Source organism: Arenimonas caeni (assembly GCF_003024235.1).
Taxonomy (GTDB): domain Bacteria; phylum Pseudomonadota; class Gammaproteobacteria; order Xanthomonadales; family Xanthomonadaceae; genus Arenimonas; species Arenimonas caeni.
Genome location: NZ_KZ679102.1, coordinates 21,401 through 33,525, shown reverse-complemented (window position 1 = coordinate 33,525; position 12,125 = coordinate 21,401). Strand labels below are relative to the sequence as shown.

At 71.5% G+C, this 12,125-nt stretch carries 10 protein-coding genes and 1 pseudogene; 7 read left to right on the top strand and 4 right to left on the bottom strand.

The features are described 5' to 3' along the window. From rluB to C6N40_RS13055, 4 genes and pseudogenes are all read right to left on the bottom strand, one after another. A partial coding sequence (gene rluB, locus C6N40_RS13070) for a 23S rRNA pseudouridine(2605) synthase RluB (RefSeq protein WP_106991472.1) occupies positions 1-1,038 on the bottom strand: 1,038 nt, incomplete at its 3' end. An 8-nt stretch (positions 1,039-1,046) separates the two neighbouring features. Next, a pseudogene (gene scpB / locus C6N40_RS13065) lies at positions 1,047-1,691 on the bottom strand (SMC-Scp complex subunit ScpB); the annotation flags it as partial. 13 nt (positions 1,692-1,704) lie between these two features. Then, positions 1,705-2,610 carry a segregation and condensation protein A gene (locus C6N40_RS13060; protein ID WP_106991471.1) on the bottom strand — a complete coding sequence of 302 codons (906 nt, stop codon included), beginning with the start codon at positions 2,608-2,610 and terminating at the stop codon, positions 1,705-1,707. A gap of 61 nt (positions 2,611-2,671) precedes the next feature. Further along, positions 2,672-3,298: an L-threonylcarbamoyladenylate synthase gene (locus C6N40_RS13055; protein WP_106991470.1), complete on the bottom strand. Its 627-nt coding sequence runs from the start codon at positions 3,296-3,298 to the stop codon at positions 2,672-2,674. 84 nt (positions 3,299-3,382) lie between these two features. Between C6N40_RS13055 and C6N40_RS13050 the strand changes: the two genes are divergently transcribed. The 7 genes from C6N40_RS13050 to epmA all read left to right on the top strand — a co-directional run bounded on the left by C6N40_RS13050 (position 3,383) and on the right by epmA (position 12,083). Further along, on the top strand, positions 3,383-3,682 hold the full coding sequence (locus C6N40_RS13050; RefSeq protein WP_106991469.1) for a YciI family protein: 300 nt from the start codon (positions 3,383-3,385) through the stop codon (positions 3,680-3,682). A gap of 2 nt (positions 3,683-3,684) precedes the next feature. After that, a complete protein-coding gene (locus C6N40_RS13045) occupies positions 3,685-3,960 on the top strand; it encodes a BolA family protein (RefSeq protein ID WP_106991473.1) in 276 nt (91 codons plus the stop codon). Positions 3,961-4,136: 176 nt separating this feature from the next. Next, on the top strand, positions 4,137-7,634 hold the full coding sequence (gene smc / locus C6N40_RS13040; protein WP_106991468.1) for a chromosome segregation protein SMC: 3,498 nt from the start codon (positions 4,137-4,139) through the stop codon (positions 7,632-7,634). 75 nt (positions 7,635-7,709) lie between these two features. Next, the gene (gene zipA / locus C6N40_RS13035; RefSeq protein WP_106991467.1) at positions 7,710-8,471 is read left to right on the top strand and encodes a cell division protein ZipA; all 762 of its coding nucleotides are present in this window, start codon (positions 7,710-7,712) and stop codon (positions 8,469-8,471) included. Between the two features lie 133 nt (positions 8,472-8,604). Further along, positions 8,605-8,865, top strand: a complete 261-nt coding sequence (locus C6N40_RS13030; RefSeq protein WP_106991466.1) for a hypothetical protein — start codon at positions 8,605-8,607, stop codon at positions 8,863-8,865. A 67-nt stretch (positions 8,866-8,932) separates the two neighbouring features. Next, positions 8,933-11,068 carry an NAD-dependent DNA ligase LigA gene (gene ligA / locus C6N40_RS13025; RefSeq protein ID WP_106991465.1) on the top strand — a complete coding sequence of 712 codons (2,136 nt, stop codon included), beginning with the start codon at positions 8,933-8,935 and terminating at the stop codon, positions 11,066-11,068. 46 nt (positions 11,069-11,114) lie between these two features. Then, positions 11,115-12,083, top strand: coding sequence for an EF-P lysine aminoacylase EpmA (gene epmA, locus C6N40_RS13020; protein WP_106991464.1), 969 nt, complete (start codon positions 11,115-11,117; stop codon positions 12,081-12,083). Positions 12,084-12,125: the final 42 nt, after the last annotated feature.

The window sequence follows — 12,125 nt, the reverse complement described above, 5'->3', positions numbered from 1 at the left end:
GCCGCGCTTGCCCTTGCCCGCGTAGGGCTTGCCGGCGCCGGCGCCGCCACCGGGGCGGCCGCGGCCGCGGCCGCGCGGCTCCTCGCGCACGTGGTCGAAGCGGCGCAGCTCGCGCGCCTCGTCCTCGACCGCGCCGTTGACGTAGGAGGCCTGCTTGCTGTCCTTGCCGACGCGGATCTGGGTCGGGCGCGACTTGCGCTGGCCGATCACCGGCTGCAGGGTCAGCACCGGCGGCTTGTCCTCGAGCTGGAACTGGCGGCGCAGCTTGTCGACCTCGGCGGCCGGCAGTTCCTCGCAGTGGCCGCGCTTGAGCATGCGGGGCAGGGGCACCGAGCCGTAGCGCACGCGCTTGAGGCGGCTGACCTGGTAACCCTGCGACTCCCACAGCCGGCGCACCTCGCGGTTGCGGCCCTCGCTGAGCACGACGCGGAACCAGGCGTGCGAGTCGGAGCTGCCGATGCGCTCGATCTCGTCGAACTTGGCCGGGCCGTCCTCGAGCTGCACGCCCGTGGCCAGGCGGGTGACGACCTCGTCGGGCACCTCGCCGTGGATGCGGCAGACGTATTCGCGCTGGATGTTCGACGACGGGTGCATCAGCGCGTTGGCCAGCTCGCCGTCGGTGGTGAGCAGCAGCAGGCCGGTGGTGTTGATGTCCAGGCGGCCGACGGCGATCCAGCGCGCGCCCTTGAGCCGCGGCAGCGCCTCGAACACGGTCGGGCGGCCCTCGGGGTCTTCGCGGGTGGTCACTTCGCCTTCCGGCTTGTTGTACAGCAGCACGCTCGCCGGCTCGGTGAGCGCGCTGGCCACGAAGGTCTTGCCGTCGATCTCGACGCGGTCGCCGCCCTTGACCGACTGCCCGGTCTGCGCGACTTCGCCATTGACCTTCACCAGGCCCTGGGCGATGCGCTCCTCGAGCGCGCGGCGCGAACCCAGGCCGGCCTGGGCGAGCACCTTGTGCAGGCGCTCCTCGATCTTGCCGGCGTTGCTGCTTTCGCCGCCTTTCGCCTTGAGGGAAAGGACTTTGCGGTTGTCGCTCATTGCATTTGCTCCGGCGCGGCGTCTTCTTCGCCTGCCTCATCGTTGGAAGGGGTGTCGTCGGCCATCGCCGCACCGGCGACGCCGGCCGGGGTGATGGTGTCGAAGGGCAGCTGCGGTTCGAGCTCGGGGATGTCCTTGAGCTCGGCCAGCGGCGGCAGTTCGTCCAGGCTCTTGAGCCCGAAGTAGTCGAGGAAGGCCTTGGTGGTGCCGAAGAGCGCCGGCTTGCCGGGCACGTCGCGGTGGCCGACCACGCGGATCCACTCGCGCTCCTCGAGCTGCTTGATGGTGTTGGTGTTCACCGCCACGCCGCGGATCTGCTCGATCTCGCCGCGGGTGATGGGCTGGCGATAGGCGATCAGCGCCAGGGTCTCGAGCGTGGCGCGGGTGTACTTGGCCTGGCGCTCGGTCCACAGGCGCGCCACCCAGGCATGCACCTCGGCCTTGACCTGGAAGCGGTAGCCCGAGGCCACCTCGACCAGTTCGACGCCGCGGCCTTCGCAGGCCTCGCGCAGTTCGTCGATGGCCTGCTGCAGGCTGCCCTGGGGCGGCGCCTCGTCCTCGGGGAACAGCCCGGCCAGCTGGGCCAGGGTGAGCGGCTGCGGGGCGGCCAGCAGGGCGGCCTCGACGATCTGTCGGATCAGGTTGGGGTCCATGGCTCGCGCTTTCTCAGTCGTTGGGCGCTTCGGCGCCGTCCGAGGTCGGTTCGGGGAGGGCGGTTTCACCCTCTTCGCCGGCGGCGGCCGCCAGCGACTTGACGTAGATCGGCGCCAGCGGCGCCTCCTGCACGATCTCGATCAGCTGCTCCTTGGCGAGCTCGAGGATCGAGAGGAAGGTGACCACCACGCCGAGGCGGCCTTCTTCCGGGGTGAACAGGGTCTCGAAGGCGTGGAACTGCTGGTCCGAGAGCCGGCTGAGCACGTCGCCCATGCGCTGGCGGACGCTCAGGGCCTCGCGCCGGATGGCGTGGTGGCTGTAGAGCTCGGCGCGCTTGAGCACCTCGCGCAGGGCCAGCAGCATCTCGCGCAGGTCCACCTCCGGCGGCACCCTGGCCACGCTGCGGTCGGGCACGTGGGCCGAGGCCAGCGAGGTGTCGCGGTCGAGGCGGTCGAGCTGGTCGATATCCTCGGCCGCCTTCTTGAAGCGTTCGTACTCCTGCAGCCGGCGCACCAGTTCGGCGCGGGGGTCGGCCTCCTGGCCTTCCTCGGCCGGCGGCCGCGGCAGCAGCATGCGCGACTTGATCTCGGCCAGGATGGCGGCCATGACCAGGTATTCGGCCGCCAGCTCGAAGCGCATTTCCTGCATCACGCCGATGTAGTCCACGTACTGCCGGGTGATCTCGGCGACGGGGATGTCGAGGATGTCGAGGTTCTGGCGGCGGATCAGGTAGAGCAGCAGGTCGAGCGGGCCCTCGAAAGCCTCGAGGAAGACCTCCAGCGCGTCCGGCGGGATGTACAGGTCCTGCGGCATCTGCAGCACCGGCTGTCCCTTGACCACCGCCAGCGGCATTTCCTGCTGCTGCGGCGGAACGGGGAAGGCCGGGCGCCCGGCTTCCGGCGCGTTCGCTTCGCTCATCGACGGCTCATGCAAGGTAGGTGGGCTCTCATCGAGCGGGGGCCCCTCCGGCCCGTTTCGTTCAAACCGCCACGGGGTGGAAACCCTGGCGCACGACTTCGGGCTCGTCGCCCGTGCAATCCACGATGCTGGTGGGGCCGGGCTCGCAGTCCTCGGCGTCCAGCATCACGTCGACCCAGCGCAGCCAGCGGTCGGCGACGGCCTCGGCCTCGTGGCTGTTCGGATGCTCCTCGTCCGGCAGCACCAGGCTGGTGGACAACAGCGGCTCGCCCATCGCTTCAAGCAGCATCCGCGCGACACCGTGGTCGGGCAGGCGGATGCCGATGTCCCGGCGCTTGCTGCGGCCGACGTTCTTGATGCGCTTGGGCAGGTCCGAGGAGGCCGGAAGGATGAACGTGCATGGCCCCGGGGTCAGCGACCGCATCAGCCTGAAGGCCCGGTCGTCGAGCCGGGCCAGGCGGCCGGCCTCACTCAATTGCCGACAGAGTAAGGTGAAAGGGTGCCGCCTGTCCAGTTCGCGCAGGCGCAGCACGCGCTCCTCGGCCTCGCGGCCCTCCAGCGCCCAGGCCAGCGAATAGCCGGCATCGGTGGGCACCAGCACCAGGCCACCGGCGCGCAGCGACGCGGCCGCCTTGTCGATCAGGCGCTGCTGTGGGTTGACGGGGTGTACCGCGAGGCGTTCGGCCATGCCCGATTGTGCACCGACGCGGGCCGCCGGCGCGAGCACCGGCTTGGGCGATACTGTCGGCTGCAACCGGAGGGAATGAAGACGATGTGGTACATGATCCACGGCATCGACCGCGACAACTCGCTCGCCGCCCGCCAGGCCTCGCGGCCGGCGCACCTGGCGCGCCTGCAGGCCCTGGCCGAGGCGGGGCGCCTGAAACTGGCCGGCCCGCTGCCGGCCATCGACGCCGAAGATCCGGGCCCGGCGGGATTCACCGGCAGCCTGGTGGTGGCTGAGTTCGAGGACCTCGCCGCGGCCCGCGCCTGGGCCGACGCCGACCCCTACCTGGCCGCCGGCGTCTACGCGCGCGTGGACGTGCGCCCGTTCCGGCCGGTGCTGCCGTGAGCCTGCCGCGCGAGCAGCGGCCCGCGGCCATCCGCGCCGCGCTCGAGGCCGCGCTGGCGCCGGAAGCGCTGGAGATCGTCGACGAGGGCCACAAGCACGCCGGCCACGCCGGGGCCCGCGACGGACGCGGCCATTTCCGGGTGGACATCGTCTCGGCGGCCTTCGCCGGGGTGCTGCCGCTGGCCCGCCACCGCAAGGTCTACGCCGCCCTGGGCACGCTGATGGAAACCGATATCCACGCCCTTTCCATCCACGCCCGGGCCCCGGGCGAAGGCTGAGCGGGCCGCTGCTATACTGCTGGACGGCCGCGCACCGGGGACCGCGCTCTGCCAATGAAATCAATCAGTTGGCGTGGGCGGCGGACCGGTTCGCGGACTCCCCTTGACCCTGCGGCGGGGCGTCCCTGGCGCCCCGTGGCCGGCCGGTTCGCCCGGCCGACAGAGAACCCCGATCAATGCGCCTGACCACCATCAAGCTGTCCGGCTTCAAGTCCTTCGTCGACCCGACGGTGCTGCACCTGCCGACCAACATGACCGGCATCGTCGGCCCGAACGGCTGCGGCAAGTCCAACATCATCGACGCCGTGCGCTGGGTGATGGGCGAGAGTTCGGCCAGCCGCCTGCGCGGCGATTCGCTCACCGACGTCATCTTCTCCGGCTCCTCGGCCCGCAAGCCGGTCAGCCAGGCGCAGGTGGAACTGATCTTCGACAACTCCGAAGGCAGCATCGGCGGCGAATACGCGCGTTACGCCGAGATCTCGGTCAAGCGCATGGTCAGCCGCGACGGCCAGTCCAACTACTACCTCAACGGCGCGCGCTGCCGCCGCCGCGACATCACCGACCTGTTCCTCGGCACCGGCCTGGGCCCGCGCAGCTACTCGATCATCGAGCAGGGCATGATCAGCCAGATCATCGAGGCCAAGCCCGAGGAACTGCGCGTGTACCTGGAGGAGGCCGCCGGCATCTCCAAGTACAAGGAGCGGCGCAAGGAAACCGAGTCGCGCATCAAGGGCACGCGCGAGAACCTCGACCGCCTCAACGACCTGCGCGAGGAAGTCGATAAGCAGCTCGAGCACCTCAAGCGCCAGGCCCGCGCCGCCGAGCAGTACCAGGCCCTGCAGGCCGAGCGCCTGAACAAGGACGCCCAGCTCAAGGCGCTGGAATTCCGCCGCTACGACGCCGAACTCAAGCTGCTCAACGAGGCGCTGACCCAGGACGAGATCAGGCTGCAATCGCTGCTGGCCGACCAGCGCCAGGCCGAGGCCCAGATCGAGGCCTGCCGCAGCCAGCACGGCGAGGCCAGCGAAGCCCTGGGCCGGGCCCAGGCCGAGGTCTACCGCGTCGGCGGCGAACTGGCCCGCATCGAGCAGCAGATCCAGCACCAGAAGGAACTGCGCCAGCGGCTGGAAACGGCTCGCGCCGAGGCCGACGCGGCCTTCGCCCAGGTCGGCGAGCACATCAGCGGCGACGAGCGCCAGCTGGCCGAGCTGCACAACGCCATCGCCGCGGCCGAGCCGCAGCTGGCCACGCTGCGCACCGACGACGGCGGCCGGCAGGAGGCGCTCAAGGCCGCCGAGGCCGCGCTGCACGACTGGCAGCAGCGCTGGGACGCCTACGCCCGGGCGCAGTCCGAAGCGTCGCGCTGGGCCGAGGTCGAGCGCACCAAGATCGAATACCTGGAAAAGCAGGCCCTCGAGGCCGGTCGCCGGCGCGAGGCGCTGGCCGCCGAGCGCAGCGGCCTGGACACCACGGCCATCGCCACCGCACTGGCCGAACTGACGAGCCAGCACGACCAGCAGAAGGCCGGCCTCGATGGCCTGGGCGAGCAGCTCGAGCAGCGCAAGTCGGCGCTGGCGGGGCTGCAGGACCAGCAGCGCCAGCAGCAGTCCGAGCTGGCCGAGGTGCGCAAGCAGGCGCAGTCCGCGCGCGGCCGCCTGGCCTCGCTCGAGGCCCTGCAGCACGCGGCGCTGGGCCAGGAAAAGAACGTCGCGCTCGACTGGCTCAAGGCCCAGGGCATCGACGGCAACGCCCGCCTGGGCGAGGCCCTTGAGGTCGAGGCCGGCTGGGAGACCGCGGTCGAGACCGTGCTCGGCAGCCTGCTCGAGGCCGTCACCGTCGACGCGCCGGCCGACTGGCTCGATGCCATCGCCGGGCTGTCGCAGGGCCGCGTGGCCCTGGTCAGCGGCGCCGGCGGCGGCTTCGATGCGCCGGCCGGTTCGCTGGCCGCGAAGGTGCAGGGCCCGGACGCCGTGCGTCGCCTGCTGGCCGGCGTGCGCGCCGTGGACGACATCGCCGCCGCCCGCGCCCTGGCGCTGGGCGAGGGCGAGGCCGCCATCACCCGCACCGGCGAATGGCTGGGCGCCGGCTGGCTGCGCGTGCTGCGCAGCGGCGAGGCCCAGCAGGGCGCGCTGGCGCGCGAGCGCGAGATCCAGTCGCTGCGCGCCGAGATCGATGCGCTGGCGAAGAAGGAACAGGCCATCAACGAGGGCCTGACCTCGATGCGCGACCGCCTGCTCGAGGCCGAGCAGCATCGCGAGGACGCGCAGCGCGCGCTGTACCTGGCGCACCGCGGCGTGTCCGAGCTGGCCGGCCAGCTGCAGGGCCAGCAGGGCAAGCTCGAGTCGGCGCAGGCGCGCGTGGCGCGCATCGACGGCGAGCTGGCGACGCTGGCCACCACGCTCGAAGAGTCGCAGTCCAACGCCCGCGAGGCGCGCGCGCGCCTGGAGCAGGCGGTGGCGAAGATGGGCGAGCTCGAGGCCGAACGCCAGGCGCTCGACGCCCAGCGCCGCAGCCTCGGCGAGCAGCGCGACGCGGCCCGCAACAGCGCCCGCGAGGCGCGCGAGGCCGCGCACCAGCTGGCGCTGTCGCTCGAGTCGCAGCGCGCCCGCGTGGTCGCGCTCAGCCAGTCGCTGGCGCGCATGGGCAACCAGAAGGCGCAGCTCGAGGTTCGCCTGAACGAGCTGCAGGCCCAGCTGGCCGAGGGCGATGCGCCGGTGCTGGCGCTCGAAGCCCAGCGCCAGGCCGCGCTCGACCAGCGCGTGGTGGCCGACAAGGACCTGGGCGCGGCGCGCTCGGCGCTCGACGGCGTCGAGGGCGAGATGCGCAAGTACGAGCAGGTGCGCCAGCAGCGCGACCAGCAGGCGCTGGCCCAGCGCGAGGCGATTTCGCAGAAGAAGCTGCAGCACCAGGCGCTCGAGCTGCGCGCCACCCAGCTGGCCGACGCCATCGTCGCCGCCGGCCTGGTCGTGGACGAGGTGATCGCCTCGCTGCCCGGGCAGGCCGAGGTCGAAGGCTGGCAGAAGGCCGTGGCAGACATCGACGCCAGGATGCGCCGGCTCGAGCCGGTGAACCTGGCCGCCATCCAGGAATACGGCGAGCAGAGCGAGCGCAAGACCTACCTCGACGCCCAGAACGCCGACCTCACCTCGGCGCTCGAGACGCTGGAGGAGGCCATCCGCAAGATCGACCGCGAGACCCGCGGCCGCTTCAAGGAAACCTTCGACCGCGTCAACACCGGCGTGCAGGAGCTCTATCCGCGCCTGTTCGGCGGCGGCCACGCCTACCTCGAGCTCACCGGCGAAGACCTGCTCGACACCGGCGTCTCGATCATGGCGCGCCCGCCGGGCAAGCGCGTGTCGAACATCTCGCTGCTCTCGGGCGGCGAGAAGGCGCTCACCGCGGTCGCGCTGGTGTTCGCCATCTTCCGGCTCAATCCGGCGCCGTTCTGCCTGCTCGACGAGGTGGACGCGCCGCTGGACGAGGCCAACGTCGGCCGCTTCTCGTCCATGGTCACCGAGATGAGCGAGAAGGTGCAGTTCCTGTTCGTCACCCACAACAAGGCGACGATGGAGGCGGCCAAGCAGCTTTCCGGCGTGACCATGCGCGAGCCGGGCGTCAGCCGCCTGGTGTCGGTGGACCTGGCCGAGGCCGCGCGCCTGGCCGGCGCCGCCTGACCGGGGCGGCGAATTCGGGCATCATTTCGCGATGGGGCCGCGGCTGCGGCCACGACGGCACACAGGGAGGGGAGCATGTTCGAAGGACTCAGCGACACCGCGATGCTGCGCATCGCCATCGGCATCGCCGCCCTGGTCCTGTTCGCCGTGATCATCTTCACCAGCCGGCGCCGGCCGGGGCAGGGGCGCCGCGCGGCCAAGGCCGGCGACGGCGGTTCCCGCCAGGAGCCCACCCTGCGCGAGCTGCTCGAGGCCGATGCCAGCACCGGCGGCGAGGCCACGACCGTCGAGCAGTCCGAGCTCGACCTGCTCGAGAAGACCCTCGCCGGCGAGCCGGTGCCCGAGCGCAAGCCGGCCGGCCCGCGCGCGCCCGGCGCCCGCCCGGACGAGAACTTCGACAAGGTCGTCAGCCTGTTCCTGGCCGCCCGCGCCGGCCAGGCCTTCCACGGCCCGGACCTGGTGGTGGCGGCGGAAAAGGCCGGCCTCGTCTACGGCCACATGAACATCTTCCACCGCCTCGTCGACAACCACCCCGAGCAGGGGCCGGTGTTCTCGGTGGCGAACCTGGTCAAGCCCGGCCATTTCGACATGGCCTCGATCCAGGAACTGCGCACGCCGGGCATCAGCTTCTTCATGGCGCTGCCCGGGCCGCTGCCGGCGCTCGACGCCTGGGACGCGATGCTGCCCACCGCGCAGCGCATGGCCGAACTGCTCGACGGCGTGCTGCTCGACGAGGAGCGCAATGCGCTCGGTCGCCAGCGCATCGCGCACATCCGCGAAGACCTGCGCAACTACGACCGCAAGCAGACCAAGTGGGACCTGCGCACCACCCGGTGAGCGCGTCTTGCCGGGTAAGCGCTGGTTCCCGCGACTGCTTACGCAGGTAGCAAGTCTTGCGTTGAGAAACGTCCCGCGGCCGGTCTATACCGGACGGGCAGCGTCCCTGCTGCCTGATCATGGAGTTCGACCGATGCATCTGAAGAACCTCTTCCGCACCGCCTGCCTGTCCGCCGCCGTGCTCTTCGGCGCCTCGGCGCTCGCGCCCGCCGGCGAAGGCCTGGTGGGTACCGCCCAGGCGAACACGGTCTGCACCCTGATGTACACCTACATCGACGAGTACGGCGTCGAGTGGGGCGTCTACCGCTGCGGGCCGGGTCCGGGCAACGTCATCGAGCGTTCGTGCAACCGCGGCTGCCCGTGGCAGGTGTGGGACTTCCGCGAAGAGCAGTAAACCGCCCTTTTGCGGCATGAAGACCCCGGGGCTTCCCGGGGTTTTCTTTTTCTGGCGGAATGGCGGCATGGAGAAGTCCCCCGCCACCCCGCAAGCGCGTGCCGCCAGCCTTCGCGCGGCGATCGAAGACGCCAACCACCGCTATTTCGTGCTCGACAACCCGGCCATCCCGGACGCCGAGTACGACGCGCTGGTGCGCGAGCTGCAGGCCCTGGAGGCCGCGCACCCCGGGCTGCGCACGCCCGACTCGCCGACCCAGCGCGTCGGCGCCGGGGTGCTGCCCGGCTTCGAGACGGTGGCGCACGAGCTGCCCATGCTCTCGCTCAACAACGCCTTCAGCGACGAGGACGTGGCCGAGTTCACGGGCCGGATCAGCAAGGAGCTGGGCGAGCCGGAGCCGGAGTTTTCGGTCGAGCCCAAGCTCGACGGCCTGGCCATCAGCCTGCGCTACGAGCGGGGCGTGTTCGTGCGCGGCGCCACCCGCGGCGACGGCGCCACCGGCGAAGACGTGAGCCAGAACCTGCGCACCATTCGCGCCATTCCGCTGCGCCTGCGCGGCGAGGCGCCGGCGGTGCTGGAGGTGCGCGGCGAGGTGTACATGCCGCTGGCCGGTTTCCAGGCCTACAACGCCCGCATGCGCGAGACCGGCGGCAAGGTGCTGGCCAACCCGCGCAACGGCGCCGCCGGTTCGCTGCGCCAGCTCGACCCGGCGCTGGCGGCGGCCCGGCCGCTGGCCTTTTATGCCTATGGCCTGGGCGCGGTCGAGGGCTGGTCGCTGCCCGACCGGCATTCGCGGGTGCTGCAGGCGCTGCGCGACTTCGGTTTCCCGGTGTCGCCGGAAGTCTCGGTGGCGCGCGGGCTCGATGGCCTGCTGGCCTATTACCGCGGCATCGGCGCGCTGCGCGACAAGCTGCCCTACGACATCGACGGCGTGGTCTACAAGCTCGACCGGCACGACCAGCAGAAGGCCATGGGCTTCGTCTCGCGGGCGCCGCGCTGGGCCATCGCGCACAAGTTCCCGGCCCAGGAGCAGCTGACCACGGTCGAAGCCATCGAAGTGCAGGTCGGCCGCACCGGCGCGCTGACGCCGGTGGCGCGGCTGGCGCCGGTGCAGGTGGCCGGGGTCACGGTGACCAACGCCACCCTGCACAACGCCGACCAGATCGCCCGCCTCGACGTGCGCGTGGGCGACACCGTCATCGTCCGGCGCGCCGGCGACGTGATCCCGGAAGTGGTGCGGGTGGTGGAAGACCGCCGTCCGCGCGACGCGCGCGGCGAGCCGCTGCATCCGCCCTATGAGTTCCCGTCCGCCTGTCCCGCCTGCGGCTCGCACACCGAGGCGGTGCGCAAGGTGCTCAGGCAGACCAAGGCCGGCATCGAGTACGCCGGCGGCGCGGCCATCGTCTGCACCGGCGGGCTGTTCTGCCCGGCGCAGCGCAAGCAGGCGCTGGTGCACTTCGCCTCGCGCAAGGCCATGGACATCGAGGGCCTGGGCGAGCGCTTCATCGAGGCGCTGGTGGACTTCGATTACGTGCGCACCGTGGCCGACCTCTATCGCCTCACGCTCGAGGATTTCCTCGAGATGAAGCGCCGCGCCGATGAGCGCGACGACGCCGTGCCCGAAACGGTCAAGGCGGGCAAGGTGGCTACCAAGTGGGCCGAGAACCTCGTCGAGGCCATCGCGGCCAGCAAGGCCACCACGCTCGAGCGCCTGCTGTTCGCCCTGGGCATCCGCGACGTGGGCGAGTCTACCGCGCGCACGCTGGCGCGCTGGTTCGGCGCGCTCGATCCGATCATGGCGGCCGACCAGGCGGCGCTGGTGGAGGTGCCCGACGTCGGGCCGGTGGTGGCCGAGCGCATCGCCGGCTTCTTCGCCGAGGCGCACAACCGCGAGGTGATCGCCGACCTGCGTGCCGCCGGCGTGCAGTGGCCGGAGGGGGCGCCGCAGCAGTCGGCCGAGGGCCCGCTGGCCGGCCAGACGGTGGTGCTCACCGGCGCGCTTTCGGCCATGACCCGCGAGGAGGCCGGCGAGCGCCTGCAGGCCCTGGGCGCCAAGGTCGCCGGCAGCGTGTCGAAGAAGACGGCCTTCGTGGTCGCCGGCGAAGCCGCCGGTTCCAAGCTCGAGAAGGCGCGGGCGCTGGGCGTCGAGGTCTGGGACGAAGCCCGCCTGCTGGAGTTCCTGAACGCGCACCCGACGGTTTGACCTCCGTCACGCCCGGGCCGCGTGGCCCGGGCGTACAGTAACGAGCATGAGGAACAGCAAGCCCACCGCCACCGCCAAGGCCATCCGGCTGCGCGCCGAGCTCTATGCCCTGGTGCGCCGCTTCTTCGCCGAACGGGGCGTGCTCGAGGTCGAGACGCCGATCCTGTCGATGGCCGGCAACACCGACCCGAACATCGAGAGCTTCCACCTGGAGTTCAGCGGCCCGAAGTCGGCCGGCGCGCCGACGCGCTGGCTGCGCACCTCGCCCGAATTCCCGCTCAAGCGCCTGCTCGCCGCCGGCATCGGCGACTGCTACGAGCTGGGCCGGGTGTTCCGCGACGGCGAGGCCGGCATCCGGCACAACCCCGAGTTCACCATGCTCGAGTGGTACCGCGTCGGCTGGACCCACCACCAGCTGATGGACGAGACCGCCGAGCTGCTCAAGGCCGCTCTGGCCCTGGCCGGCCGCCGCGCGACGGTGCGCGACACCAGCTTCCGCCAGCTCTACCTCGACAAGTTCGGCCTCGACCCGATGACCGCGCCCGAGGAAGAGCTGCGCTCGCCGCTGGGCGTCTACGACATCGACCCGGCCGGCCTGACCCGCGACGACTGGCTCGACCTGTTGATGACCCACCTCATCCAGCCCTCGATCCCGGCCAGCCGCATCCTGCTGGTCTACGACTACCCGGTGAGCCAGTGCGCGCTGGCGCGGATCCGCCCCGGCAAGCCGCCGGTGGCCGAACGTTTCGAGGTCTACCTGGGCCCGCTCGAGGTGGCCAACGGCTACCACGAGCTCAACGACGCCGACGAGCAGCGCGCCCGTTTCGAGCTCGACGTGGCGCGCCGCCGCGCCCGCAACGCCGCCGCGCCCGAGATCGACGAACGCCTGCTGGCGGCGCTGCCCAAGTTGCCCGACTGCGCCGGCGTCGCCCTGGGCATCGACCGGCTGCTGATGGCCCTGCTGGGCACCGACCGGATCGCGGACGTACTGGCCTTCCCGTTCGAACGCGCGTGAATCGAATCTGAGTCGTGCCCTGCGGGTTGCCCGCCCGTTCAG

Excerpts from the sequence above, each read along its gene's own strand:
- C6N40_RS13060 (WP_106991471.1), bottom strand. The coding sequence starts at position 2,610 with ATGAGCGAAGCGAACGCGCCGGAAGCCGGGCGCCCGGCCTTCCCCGTT.
- C6N40_RS13055 (WP_106991470.1), bottom strand. The coding sequence starts at position 3,298 with ATGGCCGAACGCCTCGCGGTACACCCCGTCAACCCACAGCAGCGCCTG.
- C6N40_RS13050 (WP_106991469.1), top strand. The coding sequence starts at position 3,383 with ATGTGGTACATGATCCACGGCATCGACCGCGACAACTCGCTCGCCGCC.
- smc (WP_106991468.1), top strand. The coding sequence starts at position 4,137 with ATGCGCCTGACCACCATCAAGCTGTCCGGCTTCAAGTCCTTCGTCGAC.
- zipA (WP_106991467.1), top strand. The coding sequence starts at position 7,710 with ATGTTCGAAGGACTCAGCGACACCGCGATGCTGCGCATCGCCATCGGC.
- C6N40_RS13030 (WP_106991466.1), top strand. The coding sequence starts at position 8,605 with ATGCATCTGAAGAACCTCTTCCGCACCGCCTGCCTGTCCGCCGCCGTG.
- ligA (WP_106991465.1), top strand. The coding sequence starts at position 8,933 with ATGGAGAAGTCCCCCGCCACCCCGCAAGCGCGTGCCGCCAGCCTTCGC.
- epmA (WP_106991464.1), top strand. The coding sequence starts at position 11,115 with ATGAGGAACAGCAAGCCCACCGCCACCGCCAAGGCCATCCGGCTGCGC.